The organism is Candidatus Vallotia laricis, assembly GCF_020541325.1.
Taxonomy (GTDB): domain Bacteria; phylum Pseudomonadota; class Gammaproteobacteria; order Burkholderiales; family Burkholderiaceae; genus Mycetohabitans; species Mycetohabitans laricis.
The window spans coordinates 565,669-591,161 of sequence record NZ_CP047399.1 but is presented as its reverse complement, the minus strand read 5'-3'; the positions used below and the strand labels follow the sequence as shown (position 1 = coordinate 591,161).

Here is a 25,493-nt window from a genome sequence, read left to right as displayed (position 1 = left end):
TGTAAGCCGATTCACAATATAAGCCAACCTACACGCAAAAAAAAGAACAATGTTTATACCGAGCATACATCTTAATAAAGCCTGCTATACAAACAAGATTGCATCAAAGAAATCATGCCAACTAACTTTAACGCAGATAGATAAATTTAAGCTAAAAAACTGTAAATTACTTACGTTTTACTTTCTTAAAATCGGTCTTTATGGCACGTTTTAAAGTTTTATACGGATTCCATGCAATTACTGCACGGATACGTCATAACCCTTTGAGTATAGAAGAAGTTTTATATGATTCAACGCGGCGAGATCGTCGTATGCGAGATTTTTTGCAAGCGGCGCACTCATTTAATGTGCGGTTGATTGGTGTAGATAATGAGCGGTTATATGGACTATCTGGTACAAAACAGCATCAAGGTGTCGTCGCACGCGCTACAGATTTTCTGCCCGCAATTAGTCTAACTGATCTAATTGATACTCTGCTTGAACCTGCATTACTACTGGTGTTAGATAGAGTTACTGATCCGAATAACCTTGGAGCATGTCTTCGTGTGGCTAATGCCGCTGGCGTGCAAGCAGTGATTGCACCACGGGATCATGCAGCAGGCCTCAATTCAATTGCGACAAAAGTCGCTAGTGGTGCGACTGAAACTATGCCATACATTACAGTCACTAATCTTGCGCGTTCGTTGCATGAATTGAAAAAAGCCGGCATTTGGGTAATTGGCACTACTATTGACGCTCCACGTAGTTTATATACTACAGTACTAGATGGTCCAATTGCGTTAATTATGGGCTCTGAAGGAGGTGGTATACGAAGGTTAACGCGCGAAACCTGTGATGACTTAATTCACATTCCGATGATGGGTAGTATAAATAGTTTAAATGTATCAGTTGCTAGTGGAATTTGCCTATTTGAGGCAGTTAGGCAGAGAATAAGCACCAAAAAATTAATAGGGTAAAAAACTATTACCTTTAAATTAATTAATTTAAATTCCAAAAAATCTCATCTAAAATAAATAATTATTTTATGTTAATGCTATCGTAGAATTTTTAGCCTCACGGAAAAACAGAGTATTTTTATTAAAAATATTTGTTTTAGTTAAAAACTATGTGAAGTTACGTATAACCAATAAGTTAAAAGAAAAAGTTAAATATTTTTTATTATAACTTAATTTTTTAGTAAATAATTTTAAAAAAAATCTATAGTATTTAACTTTTTTAAAAAAATTAAGAGGTAATATTTAGAGTTTTATATAGATTAAGTAATATGCAGTTTATTCGGATAAACGATTACTATCTCGCACCTACTTTCTATAAATTGCATATGACTCAAGAAGAAATAAAGCGTCTTGTTGGTCAAGCAGCGGCCGATTATATAAACACTGAAGTACCTGAAGATTCAATAATCGGTATTGGGACTGGATCAACTGTGAATTATTTTATCGATGCCCTGACTCAAAGCAGGGCTCGATATCGAGGGGCTATATCAAGCTCTGCTGTGACGACACGTCGATTGATATCGCATAAGTTTCGAGTATTTGAGTTAGGAGATATTGAATCGCTACCTGTTTATATAGATGGTGCGGACGAAATTAATCCACATGGTGCAATGATTAAGGGTGGCGGTGGTGCATTAACCCGTGAAAAAATTGTTGCAGCAGAGGCTGATAGATTTGTGTGTATTGCGGATGCAAGCAAACTAGTACAAGTACTCGGTAAATTTCCTTTACCAGTTGAGGTGATTCCAATGGCACGTGTAGCACTTGCACGTCGCATTACAAAGTTCACTATTGGCACACCAGTTTTGCGTCTGATGCATAATGGCAAACCATTTGTTACCGATAACGGAAATGAGATTCTTGACATCCATGGCTTGACTATTGATAATCCAATTGTACTAGAGCGTAGTCTAAATCAATGGCCGGGTATTGTGACTATTGGTCTATTCGCCCTGCTTGGTGCTAACTTATGCCTACTTGGAACGGAGCAGGGAGTACATCGTATTAATTATATAAAACACGTCTATTCCTCTTAAACTGCTTTCTTCGGATACTTATTGAGTTAAAATTCATTAGACATCAAGACAAGTCTAGTATTTTATCTATTTATTATATTTCTAGGTGATATAGAAAAAATTCCAATACGACTTCTAATCGATTAGTGAGAAATTTATTAATTTAGTTACTCGAAATATAATGTTATGACTAAAACTTTTCTAAAAATACTCTAGATATTTCTTTTTATTGCCGAGAATTATAATTCTTTTAATATATAAGAATAAGAATTAGTGTTATATATAAATGCATGCTGCACTATACGCAGCACTAATTTAGTGGATTATCAAGCTGTAATCAATAAGGTTTTTCAAATAAAAATACATTAAAAAGTAGTTTTTATACTTAAGATTATAAAAATTATTATGGTGGCTATCTTTCTCTAAATTTTTAGCTCCTCACAAAAAATAGTTTTTATAATTTCCAGAGTATACCTATCTACTTATAGTATTTTGCGTGAGTTCTACGAGAGGTAGAATATTTAATTCTATTAATAATTAGATAGTACTGTTACGCATATTGCATGATATATATCTCTATATAAATATTAATATCATTAATTAACTGGAATAAATTATTGAACTAAAGAATTAGATTTTTAGGTCATTAAATGACCTCTGAAAAAAGAAATTATTTTATAATTCGATGGAGGCTAAGTTAGCTAAAGCAGGTTACAATGATATAGATTCGTACAAACTATTTTTGTAAGGTAACACTAAATTAAATAGTTCCAAGGACACTCTACGTTTCGTATTTAATTTAAATTTTTAAAAGAAGTTTAAATGAGTAAAATTTATTCATTTTCCGTTCGATCTCTTCAGGGCAATAATGTTATGCTGAAGCGCTATCGTGGAAAAGTTCTCTTGATTGTTAATACTGCTAGTAAATGTTACTTTATATTCCAATATAAAGAATTACAAAGTTTGTATGAGCATTACATGGAACGCGGCTTAGAGATACTAGTATTTCCATGTAACCAGTTTGGGGGGCAGGATCCGTGCATGGTAACGCAGATTAATAAATATAATCAGACAAACTATAAATTTGCACTTTCTGTATTTGATAAGGTCAATGTAAACGGTGCCTTTGCGCACCCACTATATCGCTATCTAACAAGAGAGGCACCTGGTATGCTTGGAACAAAATTAATTAAATGGAACTTTACAAAGTTCTTAATCTCCCGTGAAGGAAAGCCAGTCAAGCGTTATTCTCCAATTACTAGACCTAAAATGCTTGCATCGGATATTGAGAAGTTACTGTAAAGCTGATTAATATAGTATTCCGATTATATCGGATGTAATATATACGATATAATTATCTTAATTAAGTCTAAACTGTACTGTACTCATTGCCAAGTTAGGCGCGCAATGTATGCATACTACTGATCCATTGCAAGCTATAGTGCCCTATAAAATAGGTGAGAATAGTCGTGCAACGTGCATTGCCATACGCCGCCATGCTGGTGTTTGCTGATATTCGTTAGCTTGAACTGGATCAGACAATGCAAAATCAACCTCGAGCATAGCCGAAACCTCTAAGGCAAAAGTTGAGTTAACAATTAACAGCATAATCTCAAAGTTCAAGCGGAATGATCGATTATCAAGGTTTGCGCTGCCAACTGCAGCAGCAACGGAATCGATGAGTATAACCTTTTGATGAAGAAAGCCGGGTCGATAGCGGAAAATTTGGATACCGGCATGTACCATATCATGTGCATATAGTCGGGAAGCCTCAAAAACGACAATATGGTCCCGACGAGACGGAATTAGTACTCGCACGTCAACTCCACGCATAACAGCAAGTCTGAGAGCAGAAAACACGGCCTCGTCAGGTATCAAGTAGGGGCTAGTAATCCAGATCCGCTCGCGTGCCGCATGAATAGATGCGACAAAAAACAGTAGACACGTTTCTTGTCTGTCAGCGGGACCGCTAGCGATAACCTGGCAATGCATATTACCGTCGCATGGACGGATAGAGGATGTAGTATAAGGAAGCCGCTGAGTAGCCCAGAACCAGTCCTCAACGAATACAAATTCGATCTGTTTTACAACAGGCCCACGAACTTCAATATGCGTATCACGCCACGGCGATAATGATGGTTTTCCACCCAGATATTCGATCCCAATGTTGTGGCCTCCGATAAACGCGCATTCGCCATCGACAACGACAATTTTTCGGTGATTGCGAAAATTGAGTTGGAAACGGTGAATAAAACGACGGTTAGTTGTGAAAGCATGTACCTCCACGCTACCAGCACGCAGAGCGCTTAAATAGGCTACTGGTAAGTCGATACTTCCAACACTATCATATAGCAAATGTACCCGCACTCCTTGTGCCGCCTTAGCTATCAGTATATCACGCAGCATATCGCCGACTATGTCGGCGCGAATGATAAAAAACTGGATAAGCACATAATAACGTGCCGCATTGATTGCATCAAAAATCGCCGAAAATGTTGCCTCACCGTTAACGAGAGTGCGTACATGATTACCGGTTGAAAGCGACATACGCGCAAGCAAAGACAGTGCGGTGATAGTTTGTATTCCGAGCTGATTAACTGGATCGTTGTCTATCAAGTCAGATTTCTGGTGAATATTATTGACTAAATCTAAACGAAGATCCTGAATCGCTTCATACTCAACGCGTCTTGCATCAACATAACCCTTAAAACGACTGCGCCCCAGAAAAAGATACGGAACTAGTGTTAAGTGGGGCATCGCAATCAGGGAAACGGCCCACGCGATTGCACCTTGCGATGTACGCGTGTAGAGAATTGCATGGCAGGCTGCAAAAATGCCGAGCACATGAGCACAAGCGACTAATGTACCAAAATGAAGCCAATCTAGTTGCATGAAGATAGGCGAGCTAATAGCAGCCGCTCATAGCGGACTATACTTTTTATCTTATCTGTCATGAGACTTTTAATAAGTCTTTTATGATATGTATGATAAGCTGCTAAATATATTGGGGCGATGTAATGACTCACATGATAGTATGTTATTTATTTATAAGTGCTATATTACAGTAACACGGTTATTTAGGTTTTTTAATACGGCAAGTCTGCTGCATGTAGTAAAAAAACGCTATCGTTGCTAGCATTGGTTGGAAGCCATGTTAGTGGTAGGTTACCAAGTACAGTTTTTAACTGGTGTTTCTCATTGCCTATTTCAATAATTATCATGCCGTTATCAGTGAGCCAGTTATGCGCCGCACTGACGATTCGGCGCACAATGTTCATGCCATCACTGCCTCCAGCGAGCGCAACCCGTGGTTCATGGCGGTACTCGGCAGGTAAGACCCTCATGGATTCATCGTTGACATATGGTGGATTAGCAATAATTAAATCATACTGACGCGACGGTAGTGGCTTAAACAAATCGCCCTCAAAAAGCATAATCCGCTCATTCAAATCGTAGTTATCAATATTCTGTTGTGCTACTTGTAGCGCTTGCATCGACAAGTCGACCGCATCGATCTTAGCATAAGGAAATGCGTGAGCTGCCATAATCGCAAGGCAACCGGACCCAGTGCATAACTCGAGCACAGTAGTTAGTTTATCTGGCGCGGCAATCGATGGAAACAGCCTCTTAATCAGCAACTCTCCAATAAAGGAGCGTGGCACGATGACACGATTATCAACATAAAAGTGATAGCCATGCAACCAAGCTTCGTGTGTAAGATAAGCGGCTGGCAACCGCTGTGTAATTCGTTGCTCAATAATATCGAATATTGCGCTGATTTCGTCTTTGAGCAGACGAGCCTCAAAGAATGGGTCTAGCGTATCTATAGGTAGATGTAGAGTATGAAGTACTAAATATACGGCCTCATCGTAGGCATTTGAATTACCTTGTCCGAACACTAATTCGGCCTGGTTAAAGCGGGTAACTGCATATCGCAGCAAGTCTCGGACAGTTGAAAAAGAATGATTCATAGTGGGTAGCAGATGCAGCCTTAGCAGGTAAAGATTAGGCTACCACAGCCCTAGCTGTTCATAATATTAACAGGCAGCTACAAGAGCGACCAAACTACTGATATTATGCAATGAGACGCTCTAGCACACCACGATACACGTTTTTTAAAGGTTCTAGGTGTAATAACTCAATATATTCATCAACCTTGTGAATCGAGGCGTTACATGGACCAAACTCAATAACTTGCTTGCAAATCTTCGTAATGAATCGTCCATCAGAGGTACCGCCTGTTGTGGAAAAAATAGGGCATATACCAGTTTCAGCTTTAATTGCTTGCTCAAGCGAGCTGGAGAGTTCACCGCGCAGCGTTAAGAATGGCATTCCACTCAAGTTCCACGCTAATGTATACTCTAGCTGGTGGGCGTCAAGAATCTCATGCGTTTGAATTTTCAACTCGTTTGGCGTCGTTGCCGTTGAGAATCGGAAGTTGAAGTCAATGTTTGCGCTACCCGGGATCATATTGGTTACGTTAGTTCCAGCGTGCAATCTCGATACTTGCCATGTAGTTGGTGGAAAGTACTCATTGCCCCGATCCCAAGTTACGCGCACAAAGTCGGCTAGTGCTGGCGCAAGCAGATGCACTGGATTCTTGGCTAGGTGTGGATATGCCACATGACCCTGTATACCATACACAGTCAACATACCAGAAAGCGAACCACGACGTCCGTTTTTTAGTGTGTCACCAAATCTCCCTTCAGAAGTTGGCTCGCCAACCACACAATAATCTAAGTGAGTGTCTCTCGCTTCAAGATGCTCGACTACTTTGATCGTACCGCAGCGGGCCGGCCCCTCTTCATCGCTAGTGATTAAAAAACCGATAGAACCTCGGTGATCTGGATGAGCCGAAACAAATTCCTCGGCTGCAACGACAAAAGCAGCTAGAGATGACTTCATATCAGCCGCACCACGTCCATATAAACGGCCATCACGCTGTGTAGGAATAAATGGATCGGTACTCCAGTGCTCAATGGGTCCGGTCGGTACTACGTCAGTATGACCAGCAAATGCTAGAATTTTTCCAGCCGGACCATGAGCGCCACGCTTAAGCGCCCAGAGGTTAGTAACACCGCTTTCGGCAATAGTTTCGCAGTTGAATCCGAGTGTTATAAGGCGCTCTTTGATTAATGCTTGGCAGCCTTTATCCTCGGGTGTAACAGACGCACGGCTAATCAAAGATTCGGTCAGGGCTAGCGTACGGCTCATAGCTGAATAGTATTTGTACTACATTAGTAAAGAAGTAACCACCTGTGAGTGCTGATATTAATTAAAATCGTGTATCATTAAAGTAAGCAATTATTTTCAATTATTGATGCGCCAGCGTTGCTATCTGATTTACTGCTTTTTAAGAATGTCTATGTAGCACTATCTTTTTTAGGAATGTATCTGACCGCACCTCTAAATCAGATTTTTTCTATGCTACGGTCTCTATTATTTCTACGGATCGGGGTTACTGGTACATATTGTCCCGTAGTAGTTCATTAATTCCAACTTTAGCGCGGGTTTTAGCATCGACTTTCTTAACGATTACAGCACAGTATAAACTGTATTCGCCTTTAGATGATGGAAGATTGCCAGCTACAACGACAGATCCAGATGGCACACGCCCATAAATCACCTCTCCAGTCTCTCGATCATAAATTTTTGTGCTTTGACCCAGATAAACGCCCATCGAAATTACTGAGTTTTCTTCAACAATTACGCCTTCGACTACTTCAGATCGCGCACCAATAAAGCAGTTATCCTCGATAATTACCGGATTAGCCTGTAGAGGCTCGAGTACACCGCCAATACCTACACCCCCGGATAAATGAACGTTTTTTCCAATCTGCGCGCACGAGCCCACAGTAGCCCAGGTATCGACCATCGTGCCTTCATCGACGTATGCACCAATATTAGTATATGATGGCATTAGAATGACATTTTTCGCGATATATGATCCTCTGCGTACTATTCCTGGTGGAACAACACGAAAACCCCCATTAACAAAATCTTCTAGCTTGTAATTCGCAAATTTAGACGGAACTTTATCATAAAACTGCGAGTAGCCGCCAGCGGCCATAGACATATTCTCTTCGATCTGGAACGACAGTAACACCGCCTTTTTTAGCCATTGGTTGACGACCCACTTTCCCGCTCTCTTTTCCGCTACACGCAGTCTGCCTTGATCTAGCTCACCAATCACATGCGCGATAGCTTCACGGATATTGGTAGGGGTAGATTTTGGTAATAGCTGGGCGCGTTTTTCCCAGGAAGTATCAATGATTTCTTGCAATATTTGCGACATAGATTAATAATCTCGAGTGTAGTTAAGTTAAATTGATGCAATGCGCATACACAATATTTTAAATATGCTCGGCATGTTATAGGCCTTGGCAAAACTCTACAATCCGGTGTGCGCCTTCTATGCATTCCGCCTCATTCAGAACAAGAGCTAGCCGGACATAGTCGCACCCTGGGTTAGCGCAATATGTAGTGCGTGCCAGATATGAACCCGGTAAAACAATAACATTGTAGTCGGCATATAAGCGCCGTGCGAATGTGCGGTCATCTAACCCAGTACACGAAACCCGTATCCATAGATAAAAACCGGCGTCGGGCATCGTGACATCTAATACCCTAGATAGTATAGGAGTAATGGTTGCAAATTTCTTAGCGTACCGCTGACGATTATCAAATACATGCTGCTCGTCGTTCCAGGCTGCGATGCTTGCGGACTGGTAAACAGGGCTTAATGCCGAACCGTGATAAGTGCGAAATAAGAGAAAACGCTTTAGAAGCGACGAATCGCCGGCGACACACCCAGATCTCATTCCTGGAACATTCGAGCGTTTAGATAGGCTAGAAAACATTACGATGCGCTCGAAGCTCCGGCCCAGTATACAAGCCGCTTGTAGTCCGCCGAGCGGCGGATTACATTCGTCGAAGTAGATTTCAGCATAGCATTCGTCAGAGGCAATCACGAAACCAAACCGATCCGACAACGAGAAAATCTCCCGCCAATCGTCTAGGCCTAGAACAGATCCCGTAGGATTTCCTGGCGAGCACACATATATCAGCTGTGTGCGTGCCCAGACATCATCTGGCACCGTGCTGTAATCACACACGTAGTGTCGCATGTGATTACTATTCACGTAGTATGGTTGTGCTCCAGCAAGCAGCGCCGCACCTTCGTAGATCTGATAACCTGGATTTGGGCATACCACAACCGGCTGAAAGCCTTTAGAACTTTCGTAGTTCGAGTTGATAACAGTTTGCGCAAATGCGAATAAAGCCTCTCGAGAACCAACTACTGGTAATACGTCAGCGGATGGGTCTACCGACTGTAGTTTATAACGCCGGCGCAACCATGTTGCAATCGCATACCGCAACGGTAATGTTCCAGCAGTCGCTGGATACAGCGATAATCCATCAAGAGATGCATGTACGGCATCGCGAATCAGCGCTGGAGTTGGATGCTTTGGCTCACCGATTCCGAAATTAATTGACGAGTATTCTAGAGAAGGCGTGACATCATCCAACAGCGCATTCAGCTTTTCAAAAGGATATGGTTGCAGAAGTTCAAGCCGCGGATTCACTGATAGGCCTTTATAGCGACGCCGAGAATAAACATCGGTCCCGTTATGTTTAAAAGAGAGGATAGCCACTACTACATTGATGCGTACGCGGTTGCACTAAGCCCAGACTGATTACTATTTTTCTTAATGTAGCACGCTTATTAGCATAATTCAATTGCTTAGTCAGCTTATTAATGTTGTTATCTTTATGACTAAAGTAAATGCAGTAACATCGACTCAGCACAATACATGCTCCGCTAATCTCAGTGAGATCTATCTTTATAGACTTGCTAAGGCTCGAAAGTCGAAAGAATCCAAGCATCAGCGAAACAATTCTAAGGAGCTGGGAGTTATGCGGTAGTGTAAAATTAACGCGCAATAGTGGTATTCAAGAAAAATATTGATGTACTGTGCTAAGCAGGAAACACTTATTAACCGCACGACTGCTCTCTTGTGGAGAGGGTTGTGGGAGTTGCAATAGTAGGATTAGCAGTGGCTCCGATTCTTGGAGACCAAGAAACCTCATATTTAAAATATGGAGTAGATTTATAATAAAGTATTTTTAACCAACAGCCAAACCTATATGTAGCGTTTTTATCTATCAAACTGTTGTAGACATTAACTAAAATCGGTCTTTTGAGACTTTGCATATTAGACGCGAACCTATCATATAGCAGTATGTGTTTCGTCAAATTTAATATGTAGTTAGAGATACTGCTTATGTTTTTGTGTGACACACGCATTAATAATTAGTAATTTTTCTGTTAGATATTCTGATAACTCATTAGCTAGGTTTCTACATGTATGATGTGTGGGTACCTGCCCCATCTAGGGCAGGTACCCACTGGTCGCAGTTCTAAGTTTTTGCTCAGCACTATACTGAAATAACATTTCACGCAAATGCCAAGGCTTAGCTTCTAAAATAATTTTTATTATTAACAATCGGTTTCATGTTGCGCATGATGTTTCCGAAAATTGCTAACAGTCCATCTAAGCGCGCTGCATGGTTGCGTAATAAGATTAATCACGCTAATCACGCATATTACGTGCTCAATCAACCTGAGATCCCAGATGCAGAATATGATGACCTCTTCAAGGAACTCGAGAAAATTGAGACGGATAATCCAGATCTAATTACGCCGACCTCGCCTACACAACGCGTTAGTGGTGCAGTCGCTGAAGGTTTTTCTCCTATTATTCATGACGTTCCGATGCTCTCGCTAAATAATGGGTTCGAAGACAGGGATGTTACTGCGTTCGATAAACGCGTCAGTGACCTGTTACGGCATGGTGATGTAGAATACGCATGCGAGCTAAAGTTCGATGGACTAGCAGTCTCCTTACGCTATGAAAATGGCTGTTTCATGTCAGCGTCAACGCGAGGCGATGGCCTGACTGGAGAAGATGTCACGGAAAACGTAAGAACAATTAGATCACTACCATTAATACTTAGAGGCAATATAGTGCCGACACGCATTGATGTACGCGGCGAAGTACTAATGTTCAGACTCGATTTTGAGAAACTTAACAAGCAGCGGCTCGCGGCAGGACAGCGTACATTCTCAAATCCACGCAACGCAGCAGCTGGTAGCCTACGACAACTTGATTCCAAGATTAGCGCAAGACGTCCATTGTCGTTTTTTGTATATGGAATCGGCGTACTAGAAGGTTTGCCAATGCCCGATACACACTCAGCGCTGCTTGACTGGTGCGATAGCATGGGCTTACCGGTGAGCGGGGATCGAGCGGTTGTTCGTGGTGCAGCCAGTTTACTTGCGTTCCTTCGAAGCATAAGCGCGAAACGATCATTATTGCCATACGACATCGACGGTGTCGTCTATAAGGTTAATCGGCATGATGAGCAGGAAAGACTTGGTTGTGTTTCCCGTGCGCCACGTTTTGCTTTGGCACATAAGTTTCCAGCTCAGGAAGTACTAACTCAGTTACTAGAGATCGAGGTGCAGGTCGGTCGTACCGGCGCTATCACGCCGGTTGCTCGGCTTAAGCCAGTGTTCGTTGGGGGGGTCACTGTAACTAACGCAACCTTGCACAATGCAGACGAGGTACTGCGCAAGAATATCTTAATTGGAGACACTGTTGTCGTGAGACGCGCCGGAGATGTCATTCCGGAAATAGTCGGCGCTATTAAAGAACGCCGTCCGGCTGATGCGAGGCCCTTCACGATGCCAGCCAACTGCCCAGTTTGTGGCTCTGCAATCGAATACCGCCCGGCCAAGGCAGTCGCTCGATGTATGGGTGGATTAATTTGTGCTGCCCAGCGCAAGAAAGCATTGTGGCATTTCGCGCGACGTCAGGCACTTGACATAGATGGGATCGGCAAGAAAATTATTGCTCAATTGGTTGAGCAGAACTTAATCTATACCCCCGCAGACCTATTTAATCTAGTTTTTACTAGGGTAGTGAAATTAAATCGTTTCTCGGATAAATCAGCGCAGAACTTAATTAACTCATTAGTACGTGCGCGACAGACGACATTGCCGCGACTTCTCTATGCATTAGGCATCCCTTATGTTGGCGAGGAGACTGCAAAAGCGCTAGCTCAGCATTTCGGCTCGCTCGATGTGCTGATGGATGCTAGCGAGGAAATACTGCTCGAGGTTAACGACGTTGGCCCTATAGCCGCAAAAGCAATCCGCTATTTCTTCTTGGAGCCACATAATAAAATAGTAATTAAGCAACTTCGGGAGGCTGGCGTACAGTGGCCCGAGAAGCCAATAGTGCCCCACAAATCGCTTGGCCCGCTTGCTGGTATAACAGTAGTTCTAACTGGTACATTACCGACCCTATCCCGTGCAATAGCTAAGGAAATGCTGGAAACAGCCAGTGCTAAGGTCGCAGTATCAGTATCGAAGAAAACAAATTACGTAGTAGCTGGATCTAACGCAGGTAGAAAGTTGATGAAGGCTAAAGAGTTGGGTATTGCGATCTTAAACGAAGAAGGGATGCGTAGGCTTTTGGAGAGTTCGTAGGAACGTCTTACTTAATTTTAATATGCGTGGGTTAATGCGTATTTAGAATATGATAGTGAAATACATATTCACTTGCTAAAAATAGTAAGCACGCTAACGTTAAAAACGTTTCAGTAAATTTGAGGAGGCGTTGTGTATATAGAGCGCTAACGCTAGCCCTAGAGCCAGCGTTTTTATCAGTCTAATTTTTCACAGGTTTGTTATTATTCGTATAAAGGTAATGTAAATATGGTAAAAACTCGTGCATGCACACATACCATTTGAAAATAGATCAATATGACGAAGAATGTAAAGCAAGTAGCATTGCTAGATAACATCTTCCGTAGCTTAGGGTATGCGTAGTTTACTCAGTCATACAACGACTGGCTTGGCTGGGGCGTATTAGCCGACACAGTGAGTACCTCGTAGCCGGTTTTTGTTACTAGCACTGTATGCTCCCATTGCGCAGATAAACTATGATCGCGTGTCTTAACGGTCCATCGATCTGGCATCGTTCTGATCTCGCGACGACCAGCATTAATCATTGGTTCAATCGTAAAGATCATGCCTGGCTGGAGCTGTATGCCCGTTCCGGGGTGGCCGTAGTGAAGAATTTGCGGTTCTTCATGAAATACATTGCCGATTCCATGGCCACAATATTCTCGAACGACACTATAGCCGTGTGCTTCAGCATGACGCTGTATTGCGTATCCAATATCGCCAAGGTATGCACCAGGCTGTACCCGCTCAATGCCCAGCCACATGCATTCGTAAGTGACCTGCACGAGCCGCTTGCCCAGGATCGATCCTGGGTTCACAATGAACATACGGCTCGTATCACCAAAGTAACCGTCCTTGACTACCGTAATATCGATATTTAGTATATCGTTATTTTTTAATTTTTTATCGCTAGGAATACCGTGGCAAATTACATCATTCACAGAGATGCAGGTTGCTTTGGGATACGGTGGATAGCCAGATGGCTGGTAGTTAAGCGGTGCAGGAATTGCATACTGCTTATTAAGCATGTACTCATGACAGAGTTTATCTAGCTCATTGGTGGTGATACCAGGCTTAACAAAAGGCGTAATGTAGTCTAGTACCTCGCTCGCAAGACGACATGCAATACGCATTTTTGCGATGTCGTGTTCGTTTTTGATCGTGACAGTCATAGGTTTATGATAAGTAAAAGCACGAAGTTATTCCACATTATCGCATCTGTACTGCGCGTCAGATAAATGCTCAGTGTATGTTAATGAACATTGTGTGCGAAATGCGTGGAATGCTGTGCCGCAAAGATCTTGCAATTAGAGCTTAGGGAGCGACATCATAAAGGGACTGTCATATAAATTATGTTTATATTGAGCATTATCGTAGATTATCAATCTCTTAAGATTTTGCATGTCTGTCTTTGTTAATACTTAATCGCATAAACTCTCTAATAAACTCTGATTTACATTTGATGCCAAGCCTTTGTTTTAGCTCATAACACTTTATAAGTGGTTATATAACTAGACTTGATGAGATGTGCAAAGGCTCACTGGGTAAGTATTCGACTATATTCTGTGATTCAATACTTCAGATAATTTGAATACTTTATTCAATCCCGTTCTTTATCGACATATCGATTTCGAATAGGTCAATAGTTTACCATATATTGCCAAAGAACAAGAATTGGCATTGTTAGAGACGCACTAACTATTTTTGTGCGGTAAAAGAGCTATTTTGGGATAATGATAAACCCAAAAATTTCTCGCTAATTCAAGGTGAAGTAATATACTGCATTAATTTAAATATTAATAACCTATTTTTGAAAATCAGTATTCTCATAATTTTTCGTAGTCCAAATTATGTTTTCTGTAGAAAATTTAAAATAAAATAAGGATCAATCTAATTAATCTTAATTTTTAATGTAAATTGTATTGAAATTTCCCAAATATTAAATCCGTATGCAGATATTAACTAGACACGGTCGATATAAGAAAGTATGCAAACTTCCATTATATGACCGTTTATATGTTCATTAATTAGAATAATCAGAATAAAATTGAGTATTAACCCAGAGAATGGTTATTATTCTTGACGCTATACCACTTTTGACTTCTATTTCGATAGAAAATTTCTAATTACCAGAGTTTTCTCTTTAACACTTATTTCTAGATTAAACGCATATACTATGCTTGTAAAAGTTTAATAAAGTTAAACGTACGTTTTTAATTTCATTGAGATGACAAAGCATACATATGCTTAAAGATATCAACAACATTGAATAGGTTTCTTTTTTGATAAAAAAGACAATCAGTCTATCTTATTTTTTTACATAGCTAAACAAATAGTATCCGCATTGGAGCTAGCTGTAAAAATCAGAATACTGAAGCATTTGTTATAAACAACTAACCCCCTTGTTTCATTTTGAAACAAGTGGTAAAATATCATAAGTTTTTTTAAAAATTATTAATACAAACTGGCAAACTAAGGGTGTCTATGAAACACTGAATAGATGCGATAGCCGGTTTAAGACCTAACCCTTTCTGGAGAATCTTATGGCAGTTAAAATGTCTCAGATGTTAGAAGCCGGTGTGCATTTTGGGCACCAGACCCGTTTTTGGCACCCAAAGATGGCACCATTCATCTTTGGTCATCGAAATAAAATTCATATTATCAATCTTGAAAAAACGTTGATAATGTACAACGATGCGCTAAAGTACGCGCGTCAAGTCTCAGCTAACCGGGGGACGATTCTGTTTGTCTGTACGAAGCGCCAGGCGCGCGACACGATCAAAAAAGAAGCAACACGCGCTGGAATGCCTTATGTAAATAACCGCTGGCTCGGTGGAATGTTGACAAACTTTAAGACACTAAAGATATCGATCAGAAAGCTCAGGGATATGGAGGCGATGATTGAATCCGGCGAGGTTGAGAAAATGAGCAAAAAGGAAGCGCTGATGTTTGATCGAGAAATAGCGAAGTTGCAAAAATCGATCGGCGGCGTAAAGGAGATGGAACGCATTCCAGATGCAATTTTCGTTATTGATGTTGGTTATCACAAAATTGCTATCACAGAGGCAAAAAAGCTTAACGTTCCAATTATTGCGGTTATAGATACGAATCACGCACCAGACGGCATCGACTATGTAATCCCAGGAAACGACGATGCAAGTAAAGCTATTACCTTATATGCACAAGGTATTGCTGACGCAGCTCTCGAGGGTCGAGAAAACTCACTTAACGATGTTATGCAAGTGGTGCGAGGCAATGATGAGTTTGTCGAGCTCAACGAGCAAGCATGATCCTAGGTAGGCAGCATGGTCAAGCAATGGGGCTTTGAGCCCCCTTTTTTTAGGCGCATAGCTCTCCACGCTTGGGTTTTAAAGCAGTGCAAAGCGGTGTAGTAAAGCTAAAATCTGCGCATCACATAAACAAACGGATAGTCCAATAGAACTATAAGGACAAACAATGGCGACAATTACATCAACCATGGTTGCAAAACTGCGCGCAAATACCGATGCGCCCATAATGGAATGCAAAAGGGCGTTGATTGAAGCTGCTGGTAGCATGACTCGCGCCGAGGAAGTGCTACGCGTGAAACTCGGTAACAAGGCGAGCAGGGCAGCTGAACGCGCGACGGCGGAAGGCATGATCGCATCATTTATAGGCAAAAGTGGCGCCTTAGTCGAGTTAAACTGCGAAACAGATTTCGTCGCAAAAAATGGAGATTTTATAGTTTTCTCAAGAGAGGTTGCAAAACTAGTTGCTACTCAGAATCCGGCGGATGTTTCTGAGTTATCTACGTTATTACTAAACGATACGCCAGTAGATGTATTGCGCGCCGCGCTAGTTGGAAAAATGGGTGAAAACATAGTAATTCGCCGATTCTCGCGCTTTGAGACTGCTCATAAATTAGCCTCATACTTGCACGGAACACGCATCGGTGTTCTGGTTGAATACAATGGCACTAATGAGCGAATTGGCAGGGATATTGCAATGCATATCGCAGCAATGAAACCAATGTTCCTTTCATCAGATGACGTATCAGCTGAGCTCATCACGAAAGAACGTAGTATCGCTGAGCAGAAAGCCGCCGGGACGGGAAAACCACCCGAGATCGTTGATAAAATAGTTGAAGGCAGTATTCAAAAATACTTAAAGGAAGTGTCACTGCTTAATCAGCCGTTTGTGAAAAACGATAAGCAAACCGTCGAGCAGTTTCTTAAAGCAACGAATACAATAGTTTATCGTTTTGCGCTGTTCGTTGTCGGGGAGGGCATTAACAAGAGTCACGATAACTTTAAGATTGAAGTAGCTGCGCAGATAGCTGCGGCGCAGAAGAAGTAAACCATTATACGAGAACGGGGGGGGTCGAGTCTATGCGGGCATGAGTGCCCATAACATCTCGATCTTACTTTCCCATTACGTATCACATGCTTTTAGCCTAGAGAGACAATCTGTTACTGTGCTAGAGCATTGCATAAGTTCAAGTGAACGTCAAGTGCCGCTATGCGTTTTACAGTTTTTATCCGAAACGCATTTCCCCCCTATACGACCCCGAAGTTTCTTCGGTGCAAGCGAATATCCTGCTATGTCAACTGTATATAAACGCCTTCTGCTTAAACTTTCTGGCGAAGCCCTAATGGGTGATGATTCATTTGGCATTAAGCGTACGATAATTGAAAGAATCGTTGCAGATATCGTCAACGTTATAAAGCTAGATGCTCAGCTCGCTCTCGTGATTGGCGGTGGTAACATCTTCCGTGGCGTAGCCGGCGGTTCGACGGGTATGGATCGCGCAACAGCAGACTATATGGGAATGCTTGCAACAATGATGAACGCATTGGCTCTACAAGATGCGATGCGGCATGCGGGCATTGAGGCGCGTGTGCAGTCTGCATTGCGCATGGACCAAGTAGTCGAACCCTATATTCGACGTCGCGCAATCCAGCAACTAGAAGAGGGGAGGGTCGTCATTTTTGCTGCTGGCACAGGTAATCCGTTTTTTACTACGGATACAGCTGCTGCGCTACGAGGTGCGGAAATCGGCGCAGAAGTTATTCTTAAGGCCACCAAAGTCGATGGCGTCTACTCTGCTGACCCGAAAAAGAATCCAACGGCTACGCGTTATGCGACGATAAGCTTCGATGAAGCTATTAATCGTAATCTACAGGTGATGGATGCGACTGCATTTGCGTTATGCCGCGATCAGAATCTACCTATTCGGGTATTCTCGATCAATAAACCCGGTGCCTTACAGCGTATCGTACAAGGCGATGACGAGGGCACCTTAGTACACGTGTAAACTTTGAGAGGAATCGGGACGAATGCCTAGCGCGCGACCTATGCTAGAGAAGCTTGCTAGCATTAGGGTACATTGTTTCGGAGATTTGAATGACTATTGCGGACATCAAGAAAGACGCGGAGCATAAAATGCGTCGCTCCTTAGAGGGATTTCAAAAAGATTATCTAACGAAGATACGAACGGGTCGAGCTCATACAGGCTTACTCGATCATATTCGGATCGAGTACTACGGTTCGAATATATCGATATTGCAGGTCGCGAACTTAACACTAATTGATGCTAATACGATTAGTGTGCAACCGTGGGATAAGAAGATGGTTGCAGTCATTACGAAGGCGATCCGTGAATCTCATTTCGGTTTGAATCCAGTATCGCAAGGCGAATTGATTCGCGTGCCCATGCCAGTCTTGACAGAAGAGCGTCGACGAGAGTTAAGCAAGGTTGTGAAATCAGAGGGTGAAAACGCAAAAGTGGTGATACGTAATTTGCGGCGTGACGCAAATGATCAGTTAAAAAAATTACTGAAAGACAAAGATATTTCTGAGGATGACGAACGCCGGGCGCAAGACGAAGTTCAAAAGCTAACCGATAAGTTCGTCGGTGAGATCGAGAAGTTAGTTCAGATTAAAGAATCAGAGATTATGACGGTGTGAAGCAATAGTACAGTGTTTTTGGGCGCTGCGCGCCTATACTTATACATCGTCACCAGCCAGATGCGGAACGAGAATATAAATGATACATACTAGTTCCACGGTGTGCATACCAATCGTTACAAAGGTACCGAGGCATATCGCAATCATAATGGATGGCAATGGCCGATGGGCGGAGAGCAAGCGTCTACCGCGTGTTTCTGGTCATGCGAAAGGACTCGAAACAGTACGCACTATTATCAAAGCCTGTGCGATGCAGGGCATCAAATTTCTGACTTTATTTGCATTCAGTTCTGAGAACTGGCGACGTCCGGTCGATGAAGTGTCATTCTTAATGCGTCTTTTTATTAGTGCGCTCGAGCAAGAAATTGCGCATCTATATACAAATAACATCCAGTTACGAGTAGTTGGTGACTTGTCAGTGTTCGAGCCTAGAATCCAAAAACTTGTACACTACCTAGAAATCAAGACGGAAGGTAATACAGGTTTGATATTAACCATTGCGGCAAATTATGGTGGCCGTTGGGATATTTTGCAGGCTACGCGTAAGATTGCGCAACAATGCATAGATGGAGGTGATATCCAGAATGTGAATGAGTCGAGTTTCGCAGAACATTTAGCGATGGCATATGCGCCGGAGCCGGACTTATTTATTCGAACAGGCGGAGAGCAGCGTGTCAGTAATTTTCTGCTATGGCAACTAGCCTATACTGAATTTTATTTCACCCATGTTTTCTGGCCAGAGTTTAATGATGTTGAATTGGGTAAAGCGATTTCTTCATACCGCGAACGCGAACGTCGTTTTGGACGCACCAGTGCACAACTTACCCAAAAATCGTGAAATTTGATCCCTTTTTATGTTAAAAACCCGCATGATTACGGCGATTATCTTGCTTGCCGTTTTATTGCTAGTTACTTTATGTATCCCACTAAAAGATTTCGGTGTACTCATTGCTTTAGTATTAGCATTTGCGGCTTGGGAATGGGGTAAATTATTACAACTGCCTGGAATATGGCCGCTTTATTATTCAGCACTATCTAGTGCGATACTAATCGCTTATATACTAGTTGGCACGACGCTAGGTTCCCTAATATCGTGGGTGTCTTCTATATTTTGGATTGTTGTAGCACCGTTCGTACTATTACGTAAGCCGATTCTAGCTAGCGGTATCTGGCGCGGTTTCTTACTGGTAGCAGGTATAGTACTGTTTATTGCTTGTTGGCGTACGATGGTAGCTGCACGTGTATCTGGCGTTATATTTATACTATCCTTGTTATTGATTGTCTGTCTTGCCGACATCGGTGCCTATTTTGCTGGAAAATACTTTAGCCATCATAAGCTAGCACCGGTAATCAGTCCAAATAAGACATGGGAAGGCGCAATCGGTGGATGGCTATCAGCTATCATGGGTGCGCTGCTTACATTCGCTGCAAATCCCAGTCTATTGACTATGACAGGATTGCTAGTTCAGCGGTTTGGAATCGTGGGCGCAGTACTTGCATTGAGCTTGCTAGTTATTTTTAGCATAGTTGGCGATTTATTTGAGTCGCTGTTAAAGCGCCAGGCTAGCGTAAAAGATTCGAGTCAGCTACTGCCAGGTCATGGCGGTGTTCTTGATCGGATCGATGGGCTATTACCCGTTCTCCCGCTATCGATGCTGCTTTTGAGTTGAATTATTCCTAATGCAACATTGTATAACCCTGCTCGGTTCGACGGGCTCGATCGGCAATAGCACGCTGAATGTGATTGCTCGGTATCCAGAGAGATTTTCAATCTATGCGTTGACTGCGCACCGAAACTGGGAAAAACTTGCTCAGCAATGTATGCGTTTTACGCCATATATTGCAGTAGTAGATGATGCGCAGACGGCAATACAGCTACAGAAACGCTTATGCGAAGTGGGCTGCATGACTCTTGTCGAATACGGCCGAGCAGCAATAGCATCCGCCGCAGCGGATACTGCATGCAATACAGTTGTTGCGGCTATTGTTGGTGCAGCTGGGCTAGAGCCAACACTAGCGGCAGCGCGTGCTGGCAAGAGGATTTTGCTTGCGAATAAGGAATCATTGGTGATGTCCGGAGCATTGTTCATGGAGGCGGTCTATGAAAGTGGTGCTGCGTTATTGCCTATTGATAGTGAGCATAATGCAATTTTCCAGTGCTTTCCTCGCGAGCCTGGTTTGCATGGTGAGGTGACTAGAATCCAGCTAACTGCATCCGGTGGCCCATTTCGCTTGCGTGAACCGATTACGTTACTCAACGTAACGCCAGAAGAAGCATGTAAACATCCAAATTGGAGCATGGGGCGCAAGATTTCAGTCGATTCAGCCACAATGATGAATAAGGGTCTTGAGGTGATTGAGGCAAGCTGGCTATTTAATCTACGCCCTGAGCAGATCCATGTACTAATACATCCACAAAGCGTAATCCATGCTTTAGTGTCTTATTCGGACGGCTCAACACTCGCACAGCTTGGTTATCCCGATATGCGTACACCAATCGCTCATGCATTAGCGTTTCCTACTCGGATTGTATCAGGCGTTGAGCAGCTGGATCTCGCAAAAGTAGCAACTCTAACATTCGAGCCACCCGACTACGATCGCTTTCCATGTCTATCGCTCGCACTGCAAGCATTGCATGAAGGCGGTGCTGCAAGCACAGTATTGAACGCAGCGAATGAGGTTGCTGTCGAAGCATTTCTTGCGCGACACATTAGATTTACTGCGATCGCAGCAGTGGTCAGCGATGTACTCGAACAAGTTCAAGCCGATGTTTCAACAACGCTAGATGCGGTGCTCGATATTGATGCGCAGGCCCGCCGCGCAGCACAGGCAGCGATAGTTCGATACCTATATCTAGTAGACTAGATATGCGCAGAATGGTAAGGTTCAATTTCCTAAACTGAGTAATATGTCATACGGCTGATGCTTCTAAGCTATATAGGGATACTCCGTAACAAATCGAGATTTTTGTTCAATCAAATGCTAAACGGCTGGTGCTTTACAGGTGTTGCTGGTGAGCTCACTCGATATAGTAGTCAGCCAAAGTAGCTTAATCTTTGTAGCTAGGATTCGGATATAGTAAAAGCGCTAGCCATCTACTGCCAATTCAGCTGAACTTTCGAAGTTTTTTATTCATGATGGAGATGGTGCTATTAAGTGAGTTTATTGAACTTAGGTATTATCGGGGATATTTATGCTAAAAGCTTTAGGTGCATACTCGCTCTATCTATCATTATAGAGTGTTACAGAGCCCACTGTACTACCCGATGCTCGGGTGATCTAAAAACGCTTATCAAATGATAATATCGCTAACTACGTGAGCAAAAAACAATAAACTAAGCAGTTTTATATTTACCTTGTCTATAGCGCTGAGTTATCAGTCTCGATATGACGGATTTGCTGCCACTTCTAACGTTATACATAGCATCTGTTATATTATTTAGAAGGAAAAAATAGGTAAGGCTGTTTCGAAACTCTAGCAACTGTATTTTGCGGAATCAGATTTATTTATTTCGTTATCGGTGGTAGCACTATTTAATCACTTTTCATATTTGAATTATTCTAAGCACAGGACTATTAGTACACCCCGAGATCAATATACCTCGCAGGAAAAATATTAAGGAAAAAAGTTGCCTAAACATTACCGCTTTGTCCTCAAGATGATTGCGACAGTCCTATTATCAATATGTTGGATAGTTGCGCATGCCACGGTGCCATTTGTCGTTAAAGACATTTGCCTTGAAGGATTGCGGTGGGTAGAGCCAAGTACTGTGTTTGCGTACTTACCAATCAAGCAAGGTGACCTGTTTTCTGACGAAAAAGGATCCCAGATTATCCATGCACTGTACTCCACTGGTTTCTTCAGTGATATTAAAGTGCTAGTACAAAAAAATACCTTAGTGGTTAACGTGCAGGAACGCCCAGTCATTAGCTCAATCGACTTCCTTGGTATTCATGAGTTTAACAAGGAAAATCTAATTATGGCATTAAGCTCGGTTGGACTATCTAATGGCCGCCGCTATGATGTAGCGCAGATCGAAAAATCTAAGCAGGAATTAAAACGTCAATACCTAGCGCGCGGGTACTATGCAGCAAAGGTGAAGACAACAGTGAAGCCGATCGACATAGAACATAATCGCATGTCAATCTTGTTCTCGATCGTAGAAGGACCAAGCGCAAAGATTCGGGAGATTAATTTCATTGGCAATAAAACCTTCTCGACCAGAACATTGCTCGATGAAATGCAATCGTCTACACCAAACTGGTTCTCTTGGTATACAAAGAGCGACCTGTATTTGCAAGAAAAATTTACTGGTGATCTAGAAAACATTCGATCGTATTATCTGAACCGTGGTTATATTGAGTTTAATATTGATTCAACGCAGGTATCGATCTCGCCAAATAAAGAAGATATGTATTTGACGGTAACGCTACATGAGGGTCGACCGTACAAAATATCTTGTATTAATTTCGCCGGAGATTTACTGAATAAAGAAGCCGAGCTAGCAAAGCTTATGCAGTTAAATCAAGGGGACTACTTCTCCGCGGAGAAGCAGCAGGCATCTGTCATGGCGATTATTGATAAGCTCGGTGAGTACGGCTACGCTTTCGCTAGCGTAAACGTGCAGCTGGATATTGATCGGGAACACGATACAGTAAAATTAATTCTTCACGTTAATCCTAGTCGGCGCGTTTACGTACGCCGCGTGAATATTACTGGTAATAGTAAAACACGTGATGAGGTAATCCGTCGTGAGATCCGACAATTTGAGAGTGCGTGGTTCGATAGCAGTCGGATCATACTATCAAAAGATCGGATTAACCGACTTGGCTACTTCACTGACGTCAATTTAACTACAATTCCAGTGCAGAATACAAATGATCAAGTTGATATTAATATAAAAGTGACAGAGAAATCAACTGGCACAATTTCTCTCAGCGCAGGACTATCATCCACAGATAAGATTATGCTATCAGGCTCCGTATCACAGGACAACTTCTGTGGTTCTGGTAAAAGCTTATCGCTAAACATCAATACTGCTTATGCGCACCGGACGTTAGATTTCACACAAGTTGATCCGAATCTGACGATCGATGGGATTCAACGAATTGTCAATCTTTACTATCACACGTCTCAACCACTATATCGCTCGAGTGATTCAAGTTTCCAGACTATTACTGCGGGGGGTAATCTAAAGTTCGGTATTCCATTCTCAGAATTGAATACTATATATTTCGGTGCTGGCGTCGAGCAGGAGAGTTTAAATACCGAATCCGTGCATTCACAAAGTTATATTGATTACACGAAAAAGTTTGGAAATGTTTCAAATAGCGTTCCAGTTACCATTGGTTGGTCGAGTGATACTAGAGATAATTCAATAGTACCGAACCAAGGATATTATATGCAGGTTAACACTGAATACGGTACACCGATCGGTCAATCCCAGTACTATAAAGCCGATCTACAGATGCGATATTATTACTCGTTTGCCCGCGGTTTCGTATTAGGCCTAACCTTGCAAGGTGGCTATGGTAATGGAGTAAATAGTAGACCCTACCCAATCTTTAAGCACTATTTCGCCGGTGGCATTGGATCTGTGCGTGGCTATAAACCTAATTCACTAGGCCCGAAGGATAAGATAACAAATAATCCTATAGGCGGATCAAAGATAATCGTAGGCAGCATCGAGTTAATGTTTCCATTGCCAGGGACCGGATACGATCGAACGTTACGCGTGTTTGCCTTCCTTGACGGTGGAAATGTATGGGGTGAGGGAGGTAACGGTATCGGCACGAATAGCTTACGCTACAGCTATGGCTTAGGCTTAGCTTGGCTCTCCCCGGTAGGACCATTAAAGCTCGGTCTAGGTCTACCCCTTATTAAATATAAGGGTGATCAATACCAGAGCTTACAGTTCCAGATCGGTACTGTATTCTGATAAATAGCTATTTATTACTTTAAGCAGTCACTTTACCAACCATATTTAAGTATATTACAATGAAGTACTCGTAATGCTAGATAATGTCTTGGCAATAGCTATTATTTAAGTACAAGATCAATTAACGGTTTATTTAAACCCGTTCTTTATAAGAAAAAACTAGCAGAGCCTGCGATTTACAGTGGAGACTTCATCTCGAAAAAAGTAGAATAAAATCTACAGAGATTGCCCAATAAATAGGATAAAATGGTGAATCAATATCCTTATTTGACCAGTACTGCTCTTTAGCTCAGATAAACATAAATTTTCAAAATTAGTATTACAAGTTTCGTGCAAACCCGAATCAGCATCGAATTGAAAAACTGACTGTGTACTCGACTATACCCTCATGATCTATCAATTCCCCGAATCAACAGATGATTATCTAGCAATACGAAAGTAGACTACGTAAGTCCACTTATAAATATTGTATACCGGATGCCATATGTTCTTAATTAAGAAGACGCGGCGAATTGACCATAATCCCACCATTACACACATCTATAACTCTAACTCAGCTGATATAGCTTTAGGCTGCATGGTAGTTTGATGCTAGTAGCGTAGTTGCAGGCTGCGCGTCTCTAGAGAGCGCAAAGCCAGGAAGATTGCTTTTTGTTGCGAATTTAAAAGTATTTATCGCATGTCAATTCAACGCTTGCAACAGCGGTATTAATAAGCTAGCTAAATCTAGATAAGATCCGGGCGGAGCATAAGATGATCGGCAAATCTCTTAAGCTGACTTTCGTCGTGACCCTAAATCCGTATGCTTATTTTGCACACGTCGCACAACAGTTTTCGGCAGCGGCAGCTCTACTCTAATTAGAGTATGGGTATTCATCTTAGCGCGGCAGTAGACCCTACCGCAAAAGTAGTAGGATAGCGTAATTATCAGTCCACACGTTACAATCACAACAGATTCGGTAGTCGGCAAGTCTGTACGTATCGATGCGCATGTGTTTATTGGTCACGTGCGGTTATTGGTAATAATTCACACGTTTCAAAAGTGAATATATACCATAGCTGT

At 42.2% G+C, this 25,493-nt stretch carries 18 protein-coding genes; 12 read left to right on the top strand and 6 right to left on the bottom strand.

The features are described from left to right. The first annotated feature begins 200 nt into the window (after positions 1-200). The 3 genes from rlmB to GKR41_RS02280 all read left to right on the top strand — a co-directional run bounded on the left by rlmB (position 201) and on the right by GKR41_RS02280 (position 3,313). Entirely contained in the window at positions 201-956 is a 756-nt protein-coding gene (rlmB, locus tag GKR41_RS02290; RefSeq protein ID WP_226809590.1) for a 23S rRNA (guanosine(2251)-2'-O)-methyltransferase RlmB, read from the top strand. 365 nt (positions 957-1,321) lie between these two features. Continuing rightward, positions 1,322-2,032, top strand: a complete 711-nt coding sequence (rpiA, locus tag GKR41_RS02285) for a ribose-5-phosphate isomerase RpiA (protein WP_226809589.1) — start codon at positions 1,322-1,324, stop codon at positions 2,030-2,032. An 801-nt stretch (positions 2,033-2,833) separates the two neighbouring features. Further along, positions 2,834-3,313 carry a glutathione peroxidase gene (locus tag GKR41_RS02280; RefSeq protein ID WP_226809588.1) on the top strand — a complete coding sequence of 160 codons (480 nt, stop codon included), beginning with the start codon at positions 2,834-2,836 and terminating at the stop codon, positions 3,311-3,313. 144 nt (positions 3,314-3,457) lie between these two features. Here the strand turns inward: GKR41_RS02280 and cls are convergent, their stop codons facing one another. The 5 genes from cls to dapC form a co-directional block, all read right to left on the bottom strand. Next, complete coding sequence (gene cls / locus GKR41_RS02275; protein WP_226809587.1) at positions 3,458-4,903, bottom strand: cardiolipin synthase; 1,446 nt, start codon at positions 4,901-4,903, stop codon at positions 3,458-3,460. 194 nt (positions 4,904-5,097) lie between these two features. Beyond that, positions 5,098-5,982 carry a 50S ribosomal protein L3 N(5)-glutamine methyltransferase gene (gene prmB, locus GKR41_RS02270; RefSeq protein WP_226809586.1) on the bottom strand — a complete coding sequence of 295 codons (885 nt, stop codon included), beginning with the start codon at positions 5,980-5,982 and terminating at the stop codon, positions 5,098-5,100. Positions 5,983-6,085: 103 nt separating this feature from the next. Beyond that, entirely contained in the window at positions 6,086-7,225 is a 1,140-nt protein-coding gene (gene dapE, locus GKR41_RS02265) for a succinyl-diaminopimelate desuccinylase (protein ID WP_226809585.1), read from the bottom strand. A gap of 244 nt (positions 7,226-7,469) precedes the next feature. Beyond that, positions 7,470-8,306: a 2,3,4,5-tetrahydropyridine-2,6-dicarboxylate N-succinyltransferase gene (gene dapD, locus GKR41_RS02260; RefSeq protein WP_226809584.1), complete on the bottom strand. Its 837-nt coding sequence runs from the start codon at positions 8,304-8,306 to the stop codon at positions 7,470-7,472. Positions 8,307-8,382: 76 nt separating this feature from the next. Next, entirely contained in the window at positions 8,383-9,597 is a 1,215-nt protein-coding gene (gene dapC, locus GKR41_RS02255; RefSeq protein WP_226810229.1) for a succinyldiaminopimelate transaminase, read from the bottom strand. A 929-nt stretch (positions 9,598-10,526) separates the two neighbouring features. Here dapC and ligA point away from each other — a divergent pair. Beyond that, positions 10,527-12,566: an NAD-dependent DNA ligase LigA gene (ligA, locus tag GKR41_RS02250; RefSeq protein WP_226809583.1), complete on the top strand. Its 2,040-nt coding sequence runs from the start codon at positions 10,527-10,529 to the stop codon at positions 12,564-12,566. A 347-nt stretch (positions 12,567-12,913) separates the two neighbouring features. On the opposite strand, the gene map is transcribed toward ligA, so the two are convergent. Continuing rightward, entirely contained in the window at positions 12,914-13,717 is an 804-nt protein-coding gene (gene map / locus GKR41_RS02245) for a type I methionyl aminopeptidase (RefSeq protein ID WP_226809582.1), read from the bottom strand. A gap of 1,371 nt (positions 13,718-15,088) precedes the next feature. Here map and rpsB point away from each other — a divergent pair. The 8 genes from rpsB (at position 15,089) to bamA (ending at position 24,430) form a co-directional block, all read left to right on the top strand. Next, positions 15,089-15,835 (top strand): 30S ribosomal protein S2, encoded by a 747-nt coding sequence (rpsB, locus tag GKR41_RS02240; protein ID WP_226809581.1) that lies wholly within the window; start codon positions 15,089-15,091, stop codon positions 15,833-15,835. Between the two features lie 166 nt (positions 15,836-16,001). After that, positions 16,002-16,880 (top strand): translation elongation factor Ts, encoded by an 879-nt coding sequence (tsf, locus tag GKR41_RS02235; protein WP_226809580.1) that lies wholly within the window; start codon positions 16,002-16,004, stop codon positions 16,878-16,880. Between the two features lie 244 nt (positions 16,881-17,124). After that, the gene (gene pyrH / locus GKR41_RS02230) at positions 17,125-17,838 is read left to right on the top strand and encodes a UMP kinase (protein ID WP_226809579.1); all 714 of its coding nucleotides are present in this window, start codon (positions 17,125-17,127) and stop codon (positions 17,836-17,838) included. 89 nt (positions 17,839-17,927) lie between these two features. Continuing rightward, positions 17,928-18,491, top strand: coding sequence for a ribosome recycling factor (frr, locus tag GKR41_RS02225; RefSeq protein ID WP_226809578.1), 564 nt, complete (start codon positions 17,928-17,930; stop codon positions 18,489-18,491). Positions 18,492-18,570: 79 nt separating this feature from the next. Further along, a complete protein-coding gene (uppS, locus tag GKR41_RS02220; protein ID WP_226809577.1) occupies positions 18,571-19,329 on the top strand; it encodes a polyprenyl diphosphate synthase in 759 nt (252 codons plus the stop codon). A 16-nt stretch (positions 19,330-19,345) separates the two neighbouring features. After that, entirely contained in the window at positions 19,346-20,161 is an 816-nt protein-coding gene (locus GKR41_RS02215) for a phosphatidate cytidylyltransferase (protein WP_226809576.1), read from the top strand. 10 nt (positions 20,162-20,171) lie between these two features. After that, positions 20,172-21,356 (top strand): 1-deoxy-D-xylulose-5-phosphate reductoisomerase, encoded by a 1,185-nt coding sequence (ispC, locus tag GKR41_RS02210; RefSeq protein ID WP_226809575.1) that lies wholly within the window; start codon positions 20,172-20,174, stop codon positions 21,354-21,356. Positions 21,357-22,120: 764 nt separating this feature from the next. Continuing rightward, positions 22,121-24,430 (top strand): outer membrane protein assembly factor BamA, encoded by a 2,310-nt coding sequence (gene bamA / locus GKR41_RS02205; RefSeq protein WP_420885643.1) that lies wholly within the window; start codon positions 22,121-22,123, stop codon positions 24,428-24,430. Positions 24,431-25,493: the final 1,063 nt, after the last annotated feature.

Bases quoted from the DNA above. Each gene is read 5' to 3' on its own strand.
- rpiA (WP_226809589.1), top strand. From the start codon at position 1,322: ATGACTCAAGAAGAAATAAAGCGTCTTGTTGGTCAAGCAGCGGCCGAT.
- cls (WP_226809587.1), bottom strand. From the start codon at position 4,903: ATGCAACTAGATTGGCTTCATTTTGGTACATTAGTCGCTTGTGCTCAT.
- dapE (WP_226809585.1), bottom strand. From the start codon at position 7,225: ATGAGCCGTACGCTAGCCCTGACCGAATCTTTGATTAGCCGTGCGTCT.
- GKR41_RS02280 (WP_226809588.1), top strand. From the start codon at position 2,834: ATGAGTAAAATTTATTCATTTTCCGTTCGATCTCTTCAGGGCAATAAT.
- pyrH (WP_226809579.1), top strand. From the start codon at position 17,125: ATGTCAACTGTATATAAACGCCTTCTGCTTAAACTTTCTGGCGAAGCC.
- uppS (WP_226809577.1), top strand. From the start codon at position 18,571: ATGATACATACTAGTTCCACGGTGTGCATACCAATCGTTACAAAGGTA.
- rpsB (WP_226809581.1), top strand. From the start codon at position 15,089: ATGGCAGTTAAAATGTCTCAGATGTTAGAAGCCGGTGTGCATTTTGGG.
- tsf (WP_226809580.1), top strand. From the start codon at position 16,002: ATGGCGACAATTACATCAACCATGGTTGCAAAACTGCGCGCAAATACC.
- ligA (WP_226809583.1), top strand. From the start codon at position 10,527: ATGTTGCGCATGATGTTTCCGAAAATTGCTAACAGTCCATCTAAGCGC.
- prmB (WP_226809586.1), bottom strand. From the start codon at position 5,982: ATGAATCATTCTTTTTCAACTGTCCGAGACTTGCTGCGATATGCAGTT.
- map (WP_226809582.1), bottom strand. From the start codon at position 13,717: ATGACTGTCACGATCAAAAACGAACACGACATCGCAAAAATGCGTATT.
- ispC (WP_226809575.1), top strand. From the start codon at position 20,172: ATGCAACATTGTATAACCCTGCTCGGTTCGACGGGCTCGATCGGCAAT.
- dapD (WP_226809584.1), bottom strand. From the start codon at position 8,306: ATGTCGCAAATATTGCAAGAAATCATTGATACTTCCTGGGAAAAACGC.
- GKR41_RS02215 (WP_226809576.1), top strand. From the start codon at position 19,346: ATGTTAAAAACCCGCATGATTACGGCGATTATCTTGCTTGCCGTTTTA.
- rlmB (WP_226809590.1), top strand. From the start codon at position 201: ATGGCACGTTTTAAAGTTTTATACGGATTCCATGCAATTACTGCACGG.
- frr (WP_226809578.1), top strand. From the start codon at position 17,928: ATGACTATTGCGGACATCAAGAAAGACGCGGAGCATAAAATGCGTCGC.